Below are 20,918 nucleotides of genomic sequence, written 5' to 3' on the forward strand. Positions count from 1 at the left end.
AATTTATTGACTATACCAGCAATACAGTCAAAACATTCATAATCGACACGAGAAAGTCAAATAATTGACACCAGGAATAAACTTAACACTCAACTAAAGCCGACCCAGCTACACACACCGGACCGCCGAAACCCTTGCGATGACCACGGGCATACGGCACAATCTGCCACCTTTCCCCCAGCAGAACGGTCATTAGCATGTCAGACGGCAACCCTCCTGTTTATTACTTATCATGGGATGAACTACACCGTGACACTCGGGAGTTGGCTCGCAAGCTCACTCAGCAATCCTGGAAAGGTATTATCAGTATTGCCCGCGGTGGGCTCGTGCCCGGCGCCATCTTGGCAAGAGAATTAAATTTACGCGTTGTCGATACGCTCTGCATCGCCAGCTATGACCACGACCAACAGGGTAAAGTGAATATCCTTAAAACCGTCGATGGCGACGGCGATGGATATCTACTTGTCGATGACTTGGTCGATACCGGTGGCACAGCCAAAATTGCCAAAGAGCTGCTACCCAAGGCCTGTTTTGTCACGATTTACGCTAAACCCAAAGCCATGGCTTTAGCCGAACATTTCGTGCGCGAATTTAGTCAAGATACCTGGATACATTTCCCGTGGGATATCGAACCAACATACAGCCAACCGCTAGTGCAATAAAAAACACGTAAGCTAAATACTCGGTCACGCAGTTAAGCTTTTGATTCAAGTCAACATTCACTATAAACTGCGTTTCGTTTTACGCAGTACGCCTGCATTTTTATGTCCCCGTGGCACAGCTGGATAGCGCGGCCCCCTCCTAAGGGGCAGGTCACAGGTTCGAATCCTGTCGGGGACACCATTTTCAAAGACAAATGACCACACTGCCCAACGTAAATCCAATTATAATTATATCCACGGCACATTAGAGGCTCAGCGGCATGAATAGCATTTCATCCATGCGCAATATTTCTGTTGGCAACTATTTTATCCATGCGGTACTTAGCAATGCGGCAGCCCATGGTCTCGATTCCAAGCAGTTACTCCTTGCCGCAGGGATCTCCCCAGAACTACTAGGTCAAACTAATGCGCGAGTTTCAGCAATAAACTTCTGCCGCCTACAAACAGCCGTAATGAAGGAAATGAAAGACGAGTTTTTAGGATACGGCCCGTCTCGCTATGTAATCGGCACCTGGACGAATATGTGCTACTCCGTCATCCACTGCACGACCCTTGGTCATGTCATGGCGAGATACTGCCGCTTTTATCAAATGTTCGACTGGGGCTTACAGCTGCGCTTTGAAATCAATGGTGATAAAGCCAAAATTGTTTTCGAACGCGGTAACACCGATCACCCGGTTAGCGAATACGGTTTCGAGCTCGTGATGTTTAATTTTCATCGATTCTGCAGCTGGATGGTACGCCGACACCTGCCGCTGATTACTGTGAATCTAGCGTACCCCGCACCTGCTCACGCTCAAGAGTACCGTCACCTATTTCTAGGCCAAGCTGTATTCTTCAATAAACCGCGCACGGAGATCATTTTTCACCGCAGCCTAACCGAACTAGCAATTGAACAAAACGAGCAATCCCTGCAGCGCTTTTTACAGCATCCCAGCCTGGTGATGCTAATTCAGCAGTATCAAGAAAAAAGCTGGACCGATCAGGTGCGTATGATCGTTAACAAGCGCTTAATCGACACACCCGGCATTGACGAGATTGCAGAGCAATTGCATTTGCATCCGCAAACCCTGCGCAGAAGACTCGCGCAAGAAGGGACCACCTTTAACGACGTAAAAACCCAATGCCGGCATGACACCGCCTTATACCATCTCGGCCGCAGCAATCTATCGATTGAGAATATCGCGCAGCGCACTGGATTCTCTGAGTCCAGTGCGTTTACCCGCGCCTTTAAAACATGGACAGGAATGACACCACAAGATTATCGTCGTCGTATGTGAGTCGTTACACGTGACACGCTTTGTTTAAAGTACAAAGCGTGTCTAAGCACATCAAATAAAACGTACGATGTTTTGCGGAGCCTTATGCGTCACCGCGATTTTTCGCCCAATCACTTCGCTATCACCTTGCAATATGGCGTAAGCCGCATCGTCATCTGCAGCGGTATTCGCCAGAAAACGACGACCGTCGTCTAAGCGACCAATCACAATACCCAAGCTCGGCTTACCGCGCGTATAAACAAGTGTATAGGTTTCGACCACAGCCTCACCTTCAGCCTGCTCAGCCAATTCCGCTACCGGCAAGTTATCAAACGTCGCCTGTAACGTCGGGTCAGCATTGTGGCAAGGCGTTTGTGGCGCTTGGGCAGAATACAAGCCCACCGACTGTTTCGACAAAAAGCCGCCATTGGCGGTGATCAACCCGAAACCGTCTGAAGTTTCCCGTAACTTATCAGTCAAACTGGCAATCGCATGGGTGCTGTAATTATTTCCTGCACCGCCGAAAAAGGGTAAACCGCCAGTAACCGTTAGCTCCTTATCGGTATTCCAGTCTAAATCCATCGCCTCACAGGCAGCCAAAACCGCGATAGGAAAACAGCTATAAATATCCAAAACGTCTATGTCGGAAATCGTTTTTCCCGCTGCGTTAAGTACGCCGTTCAACGTTAACTTCATTGATTCGGACACTGCTAAATCTGGTCGAGCAGAAACGAAGCGATCATCAACATCTGCATAGCTATGCAGGTAAACCCACTGTGACTCGGGAATACCAAGCTCAATCGCCTTATCAACCGAACACATCAATAGTGCCGCGCCCTGATTGACCGCGTCCTGTGCCACCATCCACTTTGTATGTGGTGATGCTACCCAATAATTCTCCGCTGAGACGGTATTTAAAAACTCCGCGCTGCGAGCCACTGGAAATTGTGAATAGGGATTGCTGGCTGCGACATCAGAAAACTTCGCAAATAACTCAGAGGCTAATTGCCGGTGCTCACCAACGCTTAATTTATGACGTGCACGCCATGCGTTCTCGAACAGAGGGTAGACTTGGGTCGGAAAGGTGATGCCATGAGCAACTTCATACGGAGTAAAGAGCCAATGACAACCACGATCATCTAGCTGACCGTCAATTGTCTCACTCCAGTCCAAGCTTAGCCCGGCCCGGTTAGCTTGCTTCATGATCCCTGTTGCTTCAGCACCGGCTATTAAGCAAAGCGACATTTCACCAGAAGCGATCTTCTCGGCAAACTCATTCACAAAGCGCTGAGGAGAATGCCCTCCTTCGCGTCCGTAAATAGCAGTTTCAGGATCTGCGCCGATCCGCTTAGCCAGCGATCGGGGAATATTATTACTTATCCCAAAGGGCCCTTTGCCCCCCGGAACTGAATCAACAAAGCCGCGAATGAAGGCAATGGTATCAATCTCGGATGCGAGATCACTCTTTGCGCCGGCTGCGTTGATAGCTGAGATTGCCGCTTTAGCGGCGATATCAACGGGTGACATAGCCGTTTCCGCAGTGATTTCACCACGAAACACATATTGTCCAGACGCGACCAGAATCGGTGTTGTATTAGCCACAAAGCTTCCTCATTATTTTGGAGTACTAGTGCAGTATTAAAGCGCGGAGTTTGAATTGGCAGCTCACAAAATCCGGTGCGACATCTCAGCCAAGGTAGTTAGAGATTGCGCGCAAGATCGCTAGTAGCGGATAAAATATCAAAGGCCCCAATAACACTGTTGCAATTATCTAGATAAAACAGAAAAGCAGGCTTCACATCAAACTCAGGAAAAGACCTAAGTTCAAAGTGAAACCCGCAATCATAATTATGAGGGAGTTACACAGCTAATTGAAATGGCTATGGCGCCACTATATTGTCGCGCGCGCCAACAATACGAATGCTATCTAAGGCATCTTGACGCTCAAGGGAAACAACCTGCCAATTCCGACCATTAACGTCGCAAACCACCTTAAAGGAATCCGCATCGCGCGCGATCACCTGCAATACAATAGTCGGGCTAACCTGGCTTCCCATGGCACCCTTAAATTTCAAACGCACCGGGCTCTCCTCACTTCCGTATTTAGTGTTAGCTTCCGACTTACACATCTTAGTCGCCTGAGTAATATATGACCCTGCAAATGCCGATTGGCCCGCACTGAGAGCCAATGCAGAAAATAAAACGGCGGTGAGGGTAATGTTTTTGCGATTTTTCATAGTATTCTCCAAAGGCCCAAGAAATTCATTGTGGCGTCTATTAACGCCGACTTGCTCATTCACGGAACCCAGTCTAAGATCTATATTCGCGCACAGGAATACCAAAAATATCACATAGCTTGTGCAAAAATCGCTAGCTTGAAAAAGGCAATTTAAAAATGGATAGCATCAACTGGGACGATATTCGCTACTGCTTGGCGGTGATTACTGAAGGTTCTGTTACTGCGGCTGCAAAAAAACTAGATGTAAATCACGCAACAGTATCTCGGCGGATTAGTGGTCTAGAATCCGTACTAGGCGCCCCGCTGTTTGATCGCTCCACCAGTGGCTGGCTTGTCACTCCTGTCGGCGAAGCCGTTATTCACTCCGCCGAACAAATAAACGAACAGATACTCGGCATACAAAGGACTGTTCAAGTTGACCGGCAGGAATTGAGTGGCAAGTTAAGAGTAACGGCCTTGGACGTGTGCATCCAAAGGATATTGATGCCTGGCCTTAAAGCTTTTTCCGCGCGTTATCCAGATATCAACCTAGAACTCATCGCCTCGGAGAGCACATTTAATCTAGCCGGGCACGAAGCCGACATTGCCTTCCGCACAACCAACGAACCGCCACCAAATGTGCTAGGCACCAAAATAGCTAAATTCGCCTACGCCATCTACGGCAGCAAAAATCTATATCAACGCTATTTAACAGGCGACCACGAGGTCAGCGGAATCACTTGGATGGGCGACGGACACACCGTGCCGCCGTGGATGCAAAAAACATTTCCCGGCATGCAGGTTCGCTACCGAGTGAATTCGCTATCAATTGCTTACGATTTGGTGGCTCAAGAATTTGGATTTGCCCTACTGCCATGCGGCTTAGGTGACTCTGACGCAAGTCTCACACGCATCGACAGTGATTATATCGAACCCGGAATGGACTTTTGGCTACTGTCGCACATTGACTTACGCACAACGGCTAGAATCAGAATATTTCGAGATTTTATGTTAGACGCTATTCAGCCTTACATTCCACTCATTGAGGGAAGAATGACCAGTGAAGAAGTGTTTAGCCTGCGCGAGAAAGTAGGGCTAGTTTAATGCCCGTGACCGCAGGCCAAGGGCATCAAGCTAGTAAAATTATAATGACTGGAGCAAATGGCCGCCATCCACAGGCAAGGCAACACCACTTATAAACGAACCCGCGCTACTCGCCAACATGAGCAAAGGCATAGTTAACTCATCCATTTGCCCTAATCGACGCGGCGGAATTTTATTCAGATACTGCGCGCCTTTTTCTGATTGAAAAAAATCAGTGTTAATTTCAGTTTCAAAATAGCCGGGGCAAAGTGCATTAACCCGAATACTATGCCGCCACAACTCCTGCGCGCTATTTTTAGTAAGCTGAATAACGCCGGCCTTGGCAGTGGCGTACAGGGTATTATTTGAGCTGGGCTGCAAGCCAAGAATAGAGGAAATATTGATAATACTACCCCCAACGCCGGCCTTAATCATTCGCTCAGAGGCCTCGCGCGACACCCGCCACACCGCTTTTAAATTCGTGTCGACGGTAAAATCCCATTTATCTTCGGTGCTGTCGACAAAGCGGCCAGGGTCGGCAACCCCGGCATTATTAACGACAACCGTTACCGTACCGAGAGTAGCTTGCACCTGCTCAAACGCCGCCACAACCGAGTTGCCATCATTTACATCCATTGCTACGGCCATTGCCTTGCCGCCCCCCGCCTCAATATCTGCAACAAGGCTCTCTAAACGATCGACTCGCCTCGCCGCCGCCACGACCGTCGCGCCAGCCTGCGCCAACACCTTGGCAAAATGTGCCCCTAAACCACTAGAGGCACCTGTTACCAAAGCAAGCTGCCCTGACAAGTCGAGGCTCTTTATCACTGCATCATTCATACATTAATTCTCTGAATTTTTACTCGCCCTTCTCAATTAGAGCCCAGCCCAAATCAGCCAAAGGCGCGGCAAGTGCGCCGTAGTCCATTGCTTTTTTGCTGGACGCGTTGCCATCCAATGCGCGCTTGTATACGCCTTGCAAAATGGCGCTCAAACGGAAGAAAGAAAAGGCCAAATAGAATACCCAATTATCTATCTCGGCTATGCCTCGACGCTGGCAATACTGTTGTACATAGGCTTTTTCACTTGGAATACCCAAGACCTCACGATCAACACCCCCTAAGCCCGGAATAGCCGCGTCACTCGGAATCCGAAGCTGCATACACTGGTAGGCTAAATCTGCATAGGGGTGGCCGAGAGTAGACAACTCCCAATCAAGTAATGCCAATACCTCACTGCTATCGTGAGCAAACATCATGTTGTCTAGCCGGAAGTCACCATGATTGATACACACCAAGCCATCATCTGCAGGTAGATTATCGCTAAGCCACACCATCATTTTTTCCATAGATGGCACAGTTTCTGTTTCACTGGCGCGATACTGCTTAGTCCATCGACTTAGCTGACGCTCAAAATAATTCCCAGGCTTGCCGTAATCACTTAGGCCCGCCTTTTCAATATCGATACTGTGTAGATCAGCTAACACTGTATTCATGGCGTCATAAATAGCAGTGCGTTCTGCGGGTGTTTGCCCTGGTAAAGCGGCATCCCACATAATCCGACCATCAAGAAAATCCATCAGGTAAAACATCGAGCCAATAACACTATCGTCGTCACACAATACCCGCATTTTCGGCACTGGGACGTCAGTTGAGGCCAAGGCGTGCATCACCCGAAACTCGCGATCGACTGCATGAGCAGACTTCAATAACTCACCCGGCGGTTTGCGCCGCAGCACATATTTGCCACTGGCAGCCTCAACCAGATAGGTTGGATTAGATTGACCGCCGGCAAACTTCTCTGCTGAGAGCGGCCCTTTAAACCCGTCGACATTCGCTTCTAGATACGCCGTCAATGAGGCTATATCAAGCTCGAATTCATTTGCCATTGCGCTCCCCTTTAACCCGCATAACGGTCAATGATTTGTTTTCCCAAGGCCATTTGATGCACCTGATCGGGGCCATCTGCTTGACGGCACCAGCGCGCATAATTAAATGCTTCCGCCATGAAGTAATCTTCGGTCAAACCACCTGCGCCGTGCAACTGCATGCAACGGTCAATCACATTCTGCACGAGTAAGGGAACCGTTGTTTTAGTTGCCGCAATCATATCGGTGGTTTGCATGGGACCCTGCTCATCAATCAGCTTACAGGTTTTCAAAACCAACAAGCGCGCCATTTCAATCTCAGAAAAACTCCGAGAAATCTCTTCGCGCACTGACTGATGCTTGCTCAAGGGCTTACCGAAAGTGGTACGTGATACCGCACGCTTACACGCTAGTTCCAAGGAACGCTGTGCCGCACCGATCAAACGCATGCAGTGATGCATACGACCTGGTGCCAAACGACCCTGTGCAATTTCAAAACCTCGACCTTCACCCAATAGTACGTTTTCTAATGGCACCCGTACATTGTCGAAAACCATTTCCGCGTGACCAATAGGCGCATCGTCATATCCCAAGGTCGTTAATGGTCGGGTGATCGACATGCCAGCGGTGCCAGCCGGGACCAATACTTGGGTCTGTTGCTTGTGACGACTCAGGTTATCTGGATCAGTTTTGCCCATCACGATAAAAATTTTAGTGCGTTCGTTCATTGCGCCGGTGATAAACCATTTCCGGCCATTTAACACCCATTCATCGCCGTCTTTAACAATACTCATTTGTATATTGGTGGCATCGCTAGAGGCGACTTGCGGCTCGGTCATCGCGTACGAAGAGCGAATATCACCGTTTAGTAGCGGCGTTAACCACTTCTCGCGCTGGGCATCGGTCGCGTACTTCATGAACACTTCCATATTGCCGGTGTCTGGCGCATTGCAGTTAAACACCTCGGGCGACCACAATACGCGACCCATTAGCTCCGCGAGCGGCGCGTAATCCACAAAGCTTAAACCACCGTGTTCGCAATATTGCGAGTATTCTTCTGGGCAAAATAGATTCCACAAGCCGGCGCTTTTGGCCTTTTCTTTTAGCTCATCCATTAACGGCACAATAGCAAAACGGTCTTTTGCGCCGTGCAATTGCTCTGCATAGGCTTTTTCATTTGGATAAATATGCTCATCCATAAACGCGCCGAGTTTGTTTAACAGCGCTTGTCCTTTTGGGCTTGGCGTAAGATCCATAACTAAATCCTCTTCTGCGTAATACGGCGACAAATCGCCCTAAGTGTAAGTAATTAAATGGCGATGCCCTGAGCTTTCCAGATGCGGAACCGCATTAAACATATTCAAACTAAAACTCATACCGCGGGTGAAATAGCGTGTCACCCCCGTGTTTTTTGCCTGTAGATTGGTATTCACCATAGTCTCGACATCTAGCGCGAGTACCTCTCTTAACATGGCACTAATAGGACCGCCGGAGGTAACCACTAACACGCGCCCCTTTACTCCCGACAAGTTACCTATAGTGCCGCGAACCCGCCGCTCAAATTCATCCCACGGCTCGGCAATATTCTTCAACTCATTGCGGCTCCAAGCCATCAATGCCACGCGCAACATACGATAAAAGCTCTGCGAATCGGCAAGATTGATCTTCCCACCGTCAAGCAGGTCGCCATTTAAAGCGATATATGCGCCGACCAAACTATGGAAGTCATACTCGTTCAAGCCAGGGAGTTCAGTGGCCTGAGGCGTAACGATAGACGATTGCGCCAAGGCATCACGAATTCCCGCCAAGGTCTCGCGGTGACGTCGCATCGTACCGGTAAATACGGCATCAAAACGCTGTTCGGCATCGGCAAAATGTTCGCCCAGCAAGCGGGCCTGCTCCCAGCCAACTTCAGTAAGGCGGTCGTAATCGTCAGTACCAAAGGCAGCTTGCCCATGTCGGACCACAATAACTTCAGCCACAAATGCCCCCTGCTATCAACACGATCATGGAAATTACCACCATCCTTATTTATATCGCCTCGCGCAGAACGAACAGCACAAGTAAATTTGAGGAGACAGCATCATAACGCCAGCACAATCATTATTGAAATCTATTATTTTTATCTATCATAATAAGCTATGCTTATTTTACTTTGGACATAACGAGGCAGGCTTTATGAACACATCAAAAATAGATCTAAATCTGTTTACTGTCTTTGACGCCATCTACTCACAACAAAGCCTGACCCGCGCCGCGGGTGTTTTGCACGTTAGTCAGCCCGCTGTTAGCAGCTCGCTCGCGAAATTGCGCAGTATCTTCGACGACCCATTATTTGTCCGCACCAGTACCGGTATGACGCCAACCCCACTGGCCAGGCAACTCGTCAGCACGGTACGGGAATCCTTAAAAAATCTGGATAATTGCATCGCGACGCGAATTCCTTTTGAAGCTAGCACCGCAAGGCGGACCTTTCGCCTGCACGCCACCGAAAACGCCGAATTAATTCTACTACCCGTGCTACTTAAGCAACTTAAACAGCACGCGCCGCAAATTGACTTAGAGGTCGTATTTATTGATCGGCGTGAAGTAGCGTATGAAATGGCCAGCGGCAAAATACACCTCGCCGTAGACGCGCCGCTACTTAGCCACCCTGAACTGCTTAGTCAGCCCTTGCAAACAGATGACTATGTTTGTGTGATGCGAGAAAACCATCCGCTCACTGCGACAGAGTTCAATTTAAATGACTTTTTGGAGCATGAGCACATCCATATTTCCAGCAGAATGAAAGGCTCAGGTCATATTGATTTAGCATTGCGATCTATTGGCCAAAAACGTCGTATCGCTCTACGCTTGCAACACTATGCAGCCCTGCCCGCATTGCTGGCGCAATCTGACTTTATCGCCGCAGTACCTGCAGCCGTTGCAAATCATTGGCAATTATCCAACCGCCCACTGCCCTTCGACACACCTAAGTTAGAGCTCCAACTATTCTGGCACAAAAGCGTGGAGCACGACCCAGCGGTACTATGGCTGCGGGAGTTCACGCTGGCCTTAGGGCACTAAAGCGCCATTTTTTATTAATTGATCGCGTTGTCTGACAACTGCTGATTCATTCGATAGCGCCCTGGGGCCAAGCCAAACCAACGTTTAAACGCTTTTTGAAATGAACTTTGATCGCTAAAACCCAGCTCAGCTGAAATTTCGAGCAAGGCCAACTCACCCTCACTCACTAACTGTTTCGAGCGCTGCTTACGGGCATCATCAACGAGGCATTTAAAATTGGTATCGGTATTATTCAAACGGCGCTGCAGCGTGCGAGGAGCCAAGCCTAGCTCCGCGGCAACCTCATCTAATTTTGGCACACCACTGGGCAACTGCCGCACAACACAGGCGATAACGTCTTTGACAATGCGATCTTCCATTTGCAATTTGGCCAATTCAGATCGAGCAGTTTGCACCAGGGAATTATAAATACCGGTATGGGGGAAACGGGTTGGTCGCTCAAGAAAATGGCGGTCAAACTTCACCATATTGGCATCACTATCGTACTTCACTGGCGCCTCTAAAATACGTTCGATCTCTGTCTTCTCAGCCGGACCAGAGTGACTAAAGTACACCTCACGCTGATTGCACCAGCGATCTAGAATCACCTTGTTGGCGCGATACCAACTGGTAAAAAAGAACTCGGTTAACTGTCGAGACACTGGCTTGCGCTCAGGTACGACCCATGCCAAACACGTCCATTCATCTTCCGTCTCGCTGTACATCACATCGCCATGATCAATCAGCAAACGCGAAAAATTCGCTACCGCATCAAATGCCGCCCTGGAATTTGGCGCACTCATGCCGATATAGCTCACCATACCCCACGCGGTCGGCGACGAGTCTGCCCCGGCATGCGCACCCAAGAAGGTATCATCCAGCATGACACTAGCGACATCGAGAATCACTTCAAAAAGGCGCAGCGGAAAACGTCCCTGCACGGTCAGATGCTGCTCTGGTGTAAATCCTACCGCGGCGATCAGGCTCTTGGCACCAACACCACGATTTTCAATGTACTGGAGCAAATCCACCAAATATTCAGAACACACTGTCGGTGTACGCACGACACAATCCTCAAATATAGGCTTTGTATAAAAACCCAAAAACACTTAACAAAGTAGTTAACTATGCCAGCATGACACAGCGCACACAATAAAACCGGAACCCATGAAACAATAATCCAAGTGACGCTTGTCGGCGTAAGTAATTGCCGTACAATCAAGTAAGTAATAAAAATAAAATACAGCGGGAAGCTCACAAATGTTAGTTCATCAGTTCTTCGATTTTCACTGTCAACGCAAGCCCGACAGTCTATGTTTGATATTTGCGGGAAAACACTACAGCTATCGAGATATTTCGCATCAATCAGAACAGCTCGCACGATCTCTGCGCAGCGAGGGACTAGAACACGGCGACCGCGTGGCCGTGCTGTGCGAGAATTGCCCCGAATACTTAAGCTTGATGATGGCGTGTAGCCGCATTGGCGCAGTGCTAGTGCCTATCAACTATCGGCTCGCACCCGCCGAAGTATTATTTGTACTACAAGATACCAAAACCAAATTACTGCTCGCGCCCGACGGTAAGCTAACTGAATTAGTTGAGGGCCTGCGCCCGCTGATTAGCGGATTAACGGTGATATCAACCACCGAACAAGGCGATTACAATTGGCAGAATTGGTTAGAGCATGGCGCTGCCAACACCGCCGAAGCCAATTTCAGCAAATCTGATCCCAACACCTACTCTGCTTTTTTACAGCTATACACCAGTGGCACCACCGGCAATCCCAAAGGCGTTGTAATAAGTCATCACAATATCATCGCCCTCTACATCATGAGCCAAACCTCATTGCCGGTAAAATCAGGTGTGGGCACTAGAGACTTAGTCTGTGCACCCAATTTTCACATTGGCGGCTCTGGCACTTTGTTACTCCCCATTTTGGCTGGGGCCAGCGTGGTCTTGCACAGCAGTTTTAACCCCGTCGCCATTGTTGACGACCTTGAGCAACTGCAAATAGACAATATGTTTATTGTGCCCGCCATGATAATGGCTATTATTGAATATGTGCCGAATATTGAGCAGCGCGATTTCAGTCATCTGAAACAATTGCTGTATGGCGCTTCACCGATTAGTACCGGCCTGCTCGAAAAAGCAACGAGCATTTTTAAATGTGACTTTTATCAATGCTACGGCATGACAGAAACCACCGGCACAGTCGTTTCTCTATCTCCCGCCGATCACGCCTTAGCCCTCAACGGCAGGCCCGAATTATTGCAATCCTGCGGCCGCCCACTGGCCGGTGTTGAAGTCAAAGTCATCAATAAACAAGGCGAAGCGCTTGCACGCGGTCAAACCGGAGAGCTATTGATTCGCTCTGAATCTAATATGCAAGGCTATTTCAATTTAGAACAAGCCAGCCGTGACACCGTCATTGACGGTTGGGTGCACACCGGTGACTCCGCCATGATCGATGAGGACGGCTACATTTTTCTTCGCGACAGAATCAAAGACATGATCGTTAGCGGCGGGGAAAACATTTACCCCATCGAAATAGAAAATGTATTAAGTAAGCATTCTGCAATTACCGACGTTGCGGTAGTCGGCATTCCAGACGACAAATATGGCGAGACTCCACTCGCCTGCGTTGTATGCGCGACTGGCCAAACATTGACTATTGAAGAGTTAATTACATTTTGCCGAGACCAGCTCGCAGGTTACAAAATACCGCGTCGTCTCGAATTTTACGAGGCCTTACCTCGCAACCCATCGGGCAAAATTCTGAAGAAAACCCTGCGCGAACCTTATTGGGAAAATCGCGAACGCAAGATTAATTAAGCGCTAAACAATGCGGTCAACCAATCACTAATTTCGCTCATGGCCTTATTGTGATGATCATTAGGCCCCTGCAAACCGACAAAGCCGTGGCTAGCAGCGGCGTACAAGCTGTATTGCACATTATTGTCATGCTGGCTCAGACGCGCGGCAAAATTAGCACCGTCATCACGCAGCGGGTCGCGCTCAGCGGTGATAAGTAGGGTCGGCGGCAAGCTATCTAAATCACTTCGCATTAACGGTGTCGCGCGCGGATGTCGAGTCTGCCCTGGCTCTAACTGCGGGCTGTTTAGCAAATACGTATCCCAAAACCACATCATTAATTTACGCGTCAGCACAGGTCCATTGGCATTTTCAATATACGATAGAGTACCTGGATCGTAGTGATCCGTAACCGGATAAATTAACACCTGCCCCTTCACCACACCCGGCAAACATTCCCGCGCTTGCAAGGTCGTCACCGCAGCGAGGTTGCCACCAGCACTATCTCCTGCTACCGCAATAGCGTTTGGCAATCCACCATACTGGGCAATATGTTCATAAGTCCACTTTAAGGCTGCCAAACAATCTTCAGGCGCCGCGGGAAAGGGATACTCTGGCGCCAGGCGATACTCCACCGCCACCACAATACAATCACTGCGATCGCACAAGTCGCGGCACAGGGGATCATAAACATCCAAATCACCAATAACCCAACCACCGCCATGGTAGTACACCAGCACTGGGAATGGCCCCTCCCCCGGAGGTTGGTAGACACGAAGTGGAATAAGGCCGTGGGCAGTTTCAATACTCGAGCTGCGCACAGCAATATGCTTTGCCGTTTTACCCAGCCAGCGTATCCACGTATCTGCTTTAACTAAATTTCGTATCGCAACGGCTTTGAGTTTTGTTTTCATATCGCGTTCTTATTATTAGGGTCTGTTGACGTTTCATCACTGATCTTATTAGAAGTGTATAAAATAAATTTAAGCGGTTTTTTTCTCCGCACTTTGTTCCGCCACACACTTGTTATTTTTCGGCACCGCGTATAGTGTCGTCACATTGCGACCATTGCCATCGGCCCGCAAATACACTTTGCTATTCACCCAACCTGTGGCGGTATAAAACCCCCATTTGCGAATTTTTGGACCGGTAATAAACAAGGTCAAGCTATCTGGTGTATTTAAAACTAAACGATGTGGCGCCCGCCCCAAACGCGTCGTAAAACTGCCCATTTCTAAGACTCGATCCTTACTGGGCATTTGTTCCACTATGCGCCCGCGCAACACCACAGACGAATTAAACACCCAAGGATGGTCGTGCAAATTAGTGTCTGGGTCATCACCTGTTACATGATGTAGATACATATTAAACACCCGATTGCGCGGAATGACATACCAACGCGTCAGATAATCGCTGCCAATAACCTTGCTTGGTGCGCGGCGGGTAATTTGTTCAGCTTTCGCCTGCAGGCGACGTAATAAAAAAGCGGGCAAACGCATAAATACTTATTCTCAACTTCAAAGGCGACGCCTCAGCGCGCAGCAAAATCTAAAATCCCTCGCATAGTACCATTCCTCGACACCCAGACAATACGATTCCGGGCAATATAGACCCTGAATCATCGCAAAATAACACCGGATAAATATACCCATAGGCGTATAATTGATTAGTATCGCGATGGCTAAACAGTCGTCATCGCAGAACGTGCATTGTCTTTTAAGCACCAACAACATCGGGAGCCCGTCATGGACAAATGGGATAAAAAACGCAAAGATCTTAATAATCGTCTACGTCGCATAGAAGGGCAAGTCCGCGGTATTCAGCGCCAACTAGAGAATGGCGAGGAATGCGAGGCCATTGCAGCGCAAATGTCGGCGGCTCGCAAAGCGATGGACAAAGCCTTCTTTACCATGATGTCCTGCGCAGTGAGCCAAGAGCTCGAGAAGCACACCATTATGACGGAGGACATGGAAAGCGGTGTAGAAGACATTACTCGAATCCTCGCTAAATACGCATAGCTATCAACGATTAATTAGGGTGGACGTACGCAGACCAGCATGCCGATATCTATCTCGCAACAAGATGCCCGTAAGCTCGTCTTACAATCGCAGCAACTACCCGCAAGTAAGCAAGCTGGCGGCACTACTGACGCTACCTTGTCTGCTATAGAGCACCTTGGCTATATTCAAATTGATACCATTTCAGCCGTTCAACGCGCCCACCATCACACCTTGTGGAATCGCAATCCGCGCTATCAGACCACGCATCTCGATAAACTGGTCGCCAATAAGCAGGTATTTGAATACTGGTCTCACGCCGCCGCCTATCTGCCAATGCAGGACTTCCGTTTTAGCCTACCCCGCAAACAGGCAATAGCGAGCGGCGAGCAAGGCCATTGGTACACGCCAGATAAACACCTCATGAAATCTGTGCGCAAGCGGATTGAAACTGGGGGACCGCTCATGGCCAAGGACTTTGAGCACAAGGGTGAAAAGCTCGGAGAATGGCGCAGCAAACCCGCTAAAAAGGCTTTGGAGTGCCTTTATATGCAAGGGGATCTAATGATTTCATCTCGCCAGAATTTCCATAAAGTTTACGACTTGAGCGAGCGGGTCCTGCCTAAAGGTGTCAACACCACGCCTCCAAATCAGGAGGAGTACGCGCGCTTTCTTATTTTTTCGTTTCTACGAGCAAATGGACTGGGACAAGCAACTGAAATTGCCTATTTGCGAAAGAATACAAAACCGCTGATTACAAACACGCTGAAAGATATGGCGGCCAGCAATGAGCTGCTGCAGATCAACGTCGGCGGCAATCACTATTATGCATTAGCGGAATCAATGAAATTGCTAAACAAACCCCTCGCCCGCAGCAAGCTCGCAATACTTTCGCCATTCGACAACCTGCTTATACAGCGCAAACGCATGCAGATGCTTTTCGATTTTGACTATTTAATTGAGTGTTATGTTCCGGAAGAAAAACGTCAGTACGGCTATTTCTCACTGCCTGTTTTATGGGATGGCAAACTCCAGGCACGCATGGATTGCAAAGTCGACCGCAAATCATCGCACTTGCGCATTCAACACTTAGCACTAGATGCCTCGCTTAAAAAAATCGACGCCTTCACCCACGCCCTTTATAAGCAGCTACCCGCGTTTATGTTGTTTAATCACTGCACTCAACTTTCGCTTCACAAAAGCACCCCGCAAAATTTGCCCCCTATGCCAATAAATCTAACGGGCATCTGAAACTAAACTATTGCACAGCCGCTCTAAGAGCGGCCGCATTGCTTTATACTACGTCGTATAAACCAAATAGCTGTTCAGATAAATTTACGTAACGCCAAACCCAACATGCTTGTGCTCGCAATTTAATAGCCTGTGCCTCCACACAAGCTAAGTACAATCTGTTCATTAAAGACCAAATGTACATCAACCAGGACTACTGAGTGACTATAGAGTTAATATATCAATATATCTTTGGCGGGGCTGTACTGGCCTTTTTATGCGTCATTGCGAGTGTTTTTTCACGCCGTGTTGGTGCGCCATTGCTATTGGTATTTCTACTACTTGGTATGCTTGCCGGCGAAGACGGGTTCGGCAAAATCAAATTTGATGACTTTAGCCTCGCTTTTTTATTTGGCAACCTGGCACTGGCTATCATCATATTTGACGGCGGCCTAGGTACGCGAAAAGACAGCTTCCGCGTAAGCCTAAAGCCAGCGCTCTCCCTTGCAACCGTTGGCGTAATTGCGACCGCCGCCATTACCGGATTTGCCGCGCACTGGATACTCGGTCTACCTTGGCAAGAAGGTTTACTCATTGGCGCCATTGTGGGCTCCACCGATGCGGCGGCGGTCTTTGGCTTACTGAGAACGGCTGGGCTGGAGCTAAAAGAGCGCACCGGTGCAACGCTGGAAATAGAGTCGGGCTCAAATGACCCAATGGCGATATTCCTCACCATCACCATGGTGCAGATACTGCAATTAACAGGCAGCGACACCAACCCGGGCTGGACTATCGTTCAAGAGCTAGTGAGTCAGCTAGGTTTAGGTATCGTGCTTGGACTTGCCGGTGGCTACTTGCTTACCCTCTTGCTCAAAAAGTTACAGCTCACTCCGTCACTTTACCCATTACTGACGCTTGCAGGCGGACTAAGTATATTCGGCGCAACAACGATTCTTGACGGTAGCGGCTTTCTCGCCATCTTTATCGCCGGCGCCATGATTGGCAACACCTCGCTTCCCTTTAGCAATGATGTCCACCGCTTTCACGATGGCATGGCCTGGCTTAGCCAAATTGGCATGTTTCTTATGCTCGGCCTCCTTATTACGCCGAGTAACCTAATCCCCATTATTTTCCCCGCGTTAACTATCGCTTTCGTACTCATATTTGTGGCGAGACCCATCGCAGTTTGGCTGTCTTTACTACCCTTCCACTTCCCTTGGCGAGAACAGGTCTTTATCGGTTGGTGCGGTCTGCGCGGTGCAGTACCTATCATTCTCGCCCTATTCCCGTCTTTAGCCGGGCTGGAGCACACCCAAACCTATTTTGAACTGGTATTTTTCGTTGTTCTAGTTTCTTTGGTTCTGCAGGGCTGGACCATCGCGCCTATCGCAAAATGGATGCAAATAGAACTGCCACCTACCAGCAAAGAGCCGGAACATCTGCACTTGCCGCTAATACACGAACAGGACAAAGAGCTATTGGTCTACCGAGTCCTTGCAGAAAGTCGCGCAGCTGGGCTAGCCGCAAAAAATTTACCCATGAAAGAAGGCAGCCAATTCGTCGGAATTATTCGGCAAGGAATATTGATAGATAGAGCTGAAGAACAAACTCTAATTAAAGAGGATCACGTTGTTATTCTGTCATCTGTCAGCGCCAAAGAGGCTGTGGGTCGTGTATTTGCACAGCTCGCACCGTCACCGTCTGCGGAAACAAGCTATTTCTTTGGCGAGTTTGCACTGAATCCCGACGCCAAACTATTCGACATTGCTCAGGCTTATGGATTTCAACCCGACCCCGCTTGGGGAGACGCTTCAGTAGCGCAATTTATTATTACGCAGTTTCATGGCAAGCCCGTCGTTGGCGACCTAGTGCCATTTGGACCTGTAAAACTGATTGTAAAAAGTATCGACGCTGGGCGCATTCTATCGGTTGGCTTGAAGTTATAGCCTTCAAAGTGAAAGCATAAAACCAAGCGATAGGTAGTTATGCCGTCAACGTATTAGAAAGACAAGAATGTTAAGGCAGCTCTGATTAATTATGAATTGCTAACATCAAGCAAATAAACCGCAAGCCCCACACCAATGCTAAGTGAAAAACTGAGCAAAGTACCCAATAAGACATACTCACTGCGCTGCGGATGATGACTCCCTTTCAGTTCATTAAAACGTAAAATGCTTTTTGCGGTCAGCAAAAAGCCTATAGCGTGCCACTGACTAATTAAAACAAACGTCAAGGTGAGACCGCGCTCCAAATACCCTATAAACGCGCCACCGTTCACCAAAGTGTCATCTTCACCACTCAGCTTTTGCTGCCAGGGATACATAATATGACCAATAATCACCGACGCCGGCCGAAGCACCAAAAAATAGGCGAGTAGTACTGCAAGATTGTGTGCGGTTAGCTGCGCCATGAAATAGCCTGGCAGGCTAGGCCAAAGTTTATCTACACTCAAAAACACACAAACAATAATTACTACCTGCATACCGTGCTTTAGCAGTAGCACCGCGAGAGCCGATAGCGAGCAGCTAAACTTTGACAAGCCAATATTCAACACCGCGTAGAAAGCAAACATAGAGGTTGCTGCGATAATCGCGAGCTTATACTCAGCACGGAAAAGTACCGTCAACATCGCCAGCATTAAACCGTGTAAAACCGCTGGCAGCCAAATAGTACTAACCTGGCATTTGGCGTTGATAACATAGCCGCGCCGACCAACAGCTATACTCATTAGCAAATAGCCTAACAACAGCGCTAGCAAATAACTTGAAGAATTAATCATGCAATGCCTCCGTCAGCCAGAACTCTACGCTCGCTAGGTAGCGCCCCAACAGCTGCGCCTTGGCTCGTTGCAAAGCCTTTGTTACCGTCACCCGCGACTTCTTCATCGCCTTCGCAATTGTCGCTTGATCCTGGGCTTTGCTTAAATAAAGATAATATGTCTGCGCCTCCACTACCGACCAGTTGTCGATAATCTCTGCAACGAATGCAGTAGGCAACTCCGCGTACCGCAGGAACTGAGTCGAATTACTAAAGACCATTAAAGTCTGCCTTTTCATACTGTCCAAGCCCTGCCCTGACAATACCGCGGCCTCGCTAAAAACCTGCCCACCGGCATTTTTCTTGGTGTGAGCTACGCCCACCGCCAAGCGGGCGTCCCAACGCTCCCCTTTGGGACTTGCAGCAATCAAACCGGCGCGCAAGGCCAGTGCGCACTCCAAGGCCTCCTCCGGACTGTCCAACAGTAACTGAAAACCATCACCGCGAAATATATCGGTACCCGCGCCATAGCGCTTGGCTAAAGCGGCCAGCAACTTCTTCAAGGCCGAAAGAAACCCTTTAACATCGCTAGAGCCTCGGGAGTTAATCAAGTCCCCGGTAATTACCGCTGTCATCGCCATACTGCCCTCCCACTACCAATTAGGCTACACGACACAAATGTAGCCTATATAGGCAACAATGTAAAATGTAGCCTTAAAAGAGAACCTCAAGCCCTTTGTCGCAATACACCCTGTCGTTTCGATGTTAGCATTTCCCCTAAAATTCATTGATGATAGCGAAAATCCACGAGCGCCAAATACCGAGGTATAAAATGAAAAAACTCATTCTAAGCACCGCGATTGCCGCCCTATTGCTACCACTAGCCGCAAAGGCCGACAGCCCTGCGCCAAACCAATATATGCCATTAACGTCTGGCGGCCCTGAGCGCTGTGTAAATTTACGCCGCATCGAAAAGATGGACGTCGTCGATAATCGCAGTATTTTGTTTTATATGAAGGGCAAACAAATTTACCTAAATGATTTACCGTATAACTGTAACGGTCTAACTCGCCATAAAACCGTGATGTATCGCACCTCCCTCAGTGAGCTGTGCAATGTCGATATCATTACCGTATTAAACAGCATTGGATCAGGCTTTTTACCCGGCCCGTCCTGTGGTCTGGGACAATTTTATCCAATTAGCAAAGAAAATGCGGAAAAAATAAAACAGAAAAGCCGTCAGTAGTAAGAACCCAACCGGCGTTAAAGATGGCATTTTACGCGGTCTTTCACTTAGTTTCTGTTAAGACCTACCACGCTATCAAGTATCCAGCGTATCTCATCAGCATCCTCACTGACCTTCGGTAAATGGGCAAGCATTGGCTCGGCAATACCGATGGCCATCATCAGACGCGCGCGGCGATGAGAGTCATTTTCGCTATAGCCCAGAGTCTTAATATTACTCTTTAAGAAATCCAACAATAGTTCATCTGCGCGGCGAACTGCCTTATAGACACGCTCATCATGTTGCGCCCAATGCCGCATGACCTGATCTAACTTAGACATATTACTGCTTAGCCAATAATAGCTAATTTCTTCAATAATAGTCCGCCCATTATCCGCAGTCTGCGCCTCGATCGCGCGGTGAATCGTCACGTGGAAATTACCAGACCAAGCCTCTACTAAACCATCAACTAGAGAATCACGCCCCTTAAAATGCCAATAGAAACTACCCTTGGAAACACCTAGGCGCAAACACACACTGTCTATAGTTAGGGCTTCCGCCGTCCCTGCCTCGGCGATAAGCTGAAAGGCCTCATTAATAAAATCCTCTTTCGATTTACGCCCCGTTGACGGTTTCACGACACTCATATTCACTCCAACATTAGTCAATACTCTTGACTATAATACATACCATACCGTATGGTATTGTCATAGAGATCAAGAATACTTACCACAACAATAACAAAGACACTACAAAGGTCGTTT

Annotated in this window: 21 protein-coding genes and 1 tRNA gene; 10 read left to right on the forward strand and 12 right to left on the reverse strand. The window is 48.5% G+C overall.

Annotated elements, in window-relative coordinates:
* Positions 1 to 197: 197 nt before the first annotated feature.
* The 3 genes from gpt to KXJ70_RS12950 all read left to right on the forward strand — a co-directional run bounded on the left by gpt (position 198) and on the right by KXJ70_RS12950 (position 1,942).
* Positions 198 to 662 carry a xanthine phosphoribosyltransferase gene (gpt, locus tag KXJ70_RS12940; RefSeq protein ID WP_219043929.1) on the forward strand — a complete coding sequence of 155 codons (465 nt, stop codon included), beginning with the start codon at positions 198 to 200 and terminating at the stop codon, positions 660 to 662.
* Positions 663 to 766: 104 nt separating this feature from the next.
* Positions 767 to 843 (forward strand) — tRNA-Arg (locus tag KXJ70_RS12945).
* A gap of 79 nt (positions 844 to 922) precedes the next feature.
* Positions 923 to 1,942: an AraC family transcriptional regulator gene (locus tag KXJ70_RS12950; RefSeq protein ID WP_255558454.1), complete on the forward strand. Its 1,020-nt coding sequence runs from the start codon at positions 923 to 925 to the stop codon at positions 1,940 to 1,942.
* Between the two features lie 51 nt (positions 1,943 to 1,993).
* Here KXJ70_RS12950 and KXJ70_RS19585 read toward each other — a convergent pair whose 3' ends face one another.
* Complete coding sequence (locus KXJ70_RS19585; RefSeq protein ID WP_219043930.1) at positions 1,994 to 3,523, reverse strand: acetyl-CoA acetyltransferase; 1,530 nt, start codon at positions 3,521 to 3,523, stop codon at positions 1,994 to 1,996.
* A gap of 278 nt (positions 3,524 to 3,801) precedes the next feature.
* Entirely contained in the window at positions 3,802 to 4,158 is a 357-nt protein-coding gene (locus KXJ70_RS12960) for a hypothetical protein (RefSeq protein ID WP_219043931.1), read from the reverse strand.
* 158 nt (positions 4,159 to 4,316) lie between these two features.
* Here KXJ70_RS12960 and KXJ70_RS12965 point away from each other — a divergent pair, with 158 nt between their 5' ends.
* Positions 4,317 to 5,243, forward strand: coding sequence for a LysR family transcriptional regulator (locus tag KXJ70_RS12965; protein WP_219043932.1), 927 nt, complete (start codon positions 4,317 to 4,319; stop codon positions 5,241 to 5,243).
* A gap of 39 nt (positions 5,244 to 5,282) precedes the next feature.
* Here the strand turns inward: KXJ70_RS12965 and KXJ70_RS12970 are convergent, their stop codons facing one another.
* The 4 genes from KXJ70_RS12970 to KXJ70_RS12985 are packed head-to-tail and all read right to left on the reverse strand — an operon-like array spanning position 5,283 to position 9,071.
* Positions 5,283 to 6,062 carry an SDR family NAD(P)-dependent oxidoreductase gene (locus KXJ70_RS12970; RefSeq protein ID WP_219043933.1) on the reverse strand — a complete coding sequence of 260 codons (780 nt, stop codon included), beginning with the start codon at positions 6,060 to 6,062 and terminating at the stop codon, positions 5,283 to 5,285.
* 19 nt (positions 6,063 to 6,081) lie between these two features.
* The gene (locus tag KXJ70_RS12975; protein ID WP_219043934.1) at positions 6,082 to 7,110 is read right to left on the reverse strand and encodes a phosphotransferase; all 1,029 of its coding nucleotides are present in this window, start codon (positions 7,108 to 7,110) and stop codon (positions 6,082 to 6,084) included.
* 11 nt (positions 7,111 to 7,121) lie between these two features.
* Positions 7,122 to 8,345 (reverse strand): acyl-CoA dehydrogenase family protein, encoded by a 1,224-nt coding sequence (locus KXJ70_RS12980; RefSeq protein WP_219043935.1) that lies wholly within the window; start codon positions 8,343 to 8,345, stop codon positions 7,122 to 7,124.
* 39 nt (positions 8,346 to 8,384) lie between these two features.
* Positions 8,385 to 9,071 carry a histidine phosphatase family protein gene (locus tag KXJ70_RS12985; protein WP_219043936.1) on the reverse strand — a complete coding sequence of 229 codons (687 nt, stop codon included), beginning with the start codon at positions 9,069 to 9,071 and terminating at the stop codon, positions 8,385 to 8,387.
* Between the two features lie 196 nt (positions 9,072 to 9,267).
* Here KXJ70_RS12985 and KXJ70_RS12990 point away from each other — a divergent pair, with 196 nt between their 5' ends.
* Complete coding sequence (locus KXJ70_RS12990) at positions 9,268 to 10,155, forward strand: LysR family transcriptional regulator (protein WP_219043937.1); 888 nt, start codon at positions 9,268 to 9,270, stop codon at positions 10,153 to 10,155.
* 14 nt (positions 10,156 to 10,169) lie between these two features.
* Here KXJ70_RS12990 and KXJ70_RS12995 read toward each other — a convergent pair whose 3' ends face one another.
* Entirely contained in the window at positions 10,170 to 11,198 is a 1,029-nt protein-coding gene (locus KXJ70_RS12995) for an AraC family transcriptional regulator (protein WP_219043938.1), read from the reverse strand.
* Between the two features lie 196 nt (positions 11,199 to 11,394).
* Here KXJ70_RS12995 and KXJ70_RS13000 point away from each other — a divergent pair, with 196 nt between their 5' ends.
* On the forward strand, positions 11,395 to 12,966 hold the full coding sequence (locus tag KXJ70_RS13000; protein WP_219043939.1) for a long-chain-fatty-acid--CoA ligase: 1,572 nt from the start codon (positions 11,395 to 11,397) through the stop codon (positions 12,964 to 12,966).
* On the opposite strand, the gene KXJ70_RS13005 is transcribed toward KXJ70_RS13000, so the two are convergent.
* Both KXJ70_RS13005 and KXJ70_RS13010 read right to left on the reverse strand, forming a co-directional pair.
* A complete protein-coding gene (locus KXJ70_RS13005) occupies positions 12,963 to 13,859 on the reverse strand; it encodes an alpha/beta hydrolase (RefSeq protein ID WP_219043940.1) in 897 nt (298 codons plus the stop codon). The genes KXJ70_RS13000 and KXJ70_RS13005 overlap by 4 nt on opposite strands.
* Before the next feature lie 69 nt (positions 13,860 to 13,928).
* The gene (locus KXJ70_RS13010) at positions 13,929 to 14,444 is read right to left on the reverse strand and encodes a hypothetical protein (RefSeq protein ID WP_219043941.1); all 516 of its coding nucleotides are present in this window, start codon (positions 14,442 to 14,444) and stop codon (positions 13,929 to 13,931) included.
* Between the two features lie 246 nt (positions 14,445 to 14,690).
* Here KXJ70_RS13010 and KXJ70_RS13015 point away from each other — a divergent pair, with 246 nt between their 5' ends.
* The 3 genes from KXJ70_RS13015 (at position 14,691) to KXJ70_RS13025 (ending at position 18,118) form a co-directional block, all read left to right on the forward strand.
* Positions 14,691 to 14,963, forward strand: a complete 273-nt coding sequence (locus tag KXJ70_RS13015; protein ID WP_219043942.1) for a metal-sensing transcriptional repressor — start codon at positions 14,691 to 14,693, stop codon at positions 14,961 to 14,963.
* Between the two features lie 39 nt (positions 14,964 to 15,002).
* Positions 15,003 to 16,193, forward strand: coding sequence for a winged helix-turn-helix domain-containing protein (locus KXJ70_RS13020; RefSeq protein ID WP_219043943.1), 1,191 nt, complete (start codon positions 15,003 to 15,005; stop codon positions 16,191 to 16,193).
* 200 nt (positions 16,194 to 16,393) lie between these two features.
* Complete coding sequence (locus KXJ70_RS13025; RefSeq protein ID WP_219043944.1) at positions 16,394 to 18,118, forward strand: potassium/proton antiporter; 1,725 nt, start codon at positions 16,394 to 16,396, stop codon at positions 18,116 to 18,118.
* Positions 18,119 to 18,207: 89 nt separating this feature from the next.
* On the opposite strand, the gene KXJ70_RS13030 is transcribed toward KXJ70_RS13025, so the two are convergent.
* A complete protein-coding gene (locus KXJ70_RS13030) occupies positions 18,208 to 18,951 on the reverse strand; it encodes a hypothetical protein (protein ID WP_219043945.1) in 744 nt (247 codons plus the stop codon).
* The gene (locus KXJ70_RS13035; protein WP_219043946.1) at positions 18,944 to 19,570 is read right to left on the reverse strand and encodes a hypothetical protein; all 627 of its coding nucleotides are present in this window, start codon (positions 19,568 to 19,570) and stop codon (positions 18,944 to 18,946) included. Before KXJ70_RS13035 ends, KXJ70_RS13030 begins: the two co-directional genes overlap by 8 nt.
* Positions 19,571 to 19,761: 191 nt before the next feature.
* Between KXJ70_RS13035 and KXJ70_RS13040 the strand changes: the two genes are divergently transcribed.
* Entirely contained in the window at positions 19,762 to 20,175 is a 414-nt protein-coding gene (locus KXJ70_RS13040; RefSeq protein WP_219043947.1) for a DUF6491 family protein, read from the forward strand.
* Positions 20,176 to 20,222: 47 nt separating this feature from the next.
* Here the strand turns inward: KXJ70_RS13040 and KXJ70_RS13045 are convergent, their stop codons facing one another.
* Positions 20,223 to 20,801, reverse strand: a complete 579-nt coding sequence (locus tag KXJ70_RS13045) for a TetR/AcrR family transcriptional regulator (RefSeq protein ID WP_219043948.1) — start codon at positions 20,799 to 20,801, stop codon at positions 20,223 to 20,225.
* Positions 20,802 to 20,918 lie beyond the last annotated feature (117 nt).

The sequence above is a fragment of the Zhongshania aquimaris genome, from assembly GCF_019312595.1.
Classification (GTDB): Bacteria; Pseudomonadota; Gammaproteobacteria; order Pseudomonadales; family Spongiibacteraceae; genus Spongiibacter; species Spongiibacter aquimaris.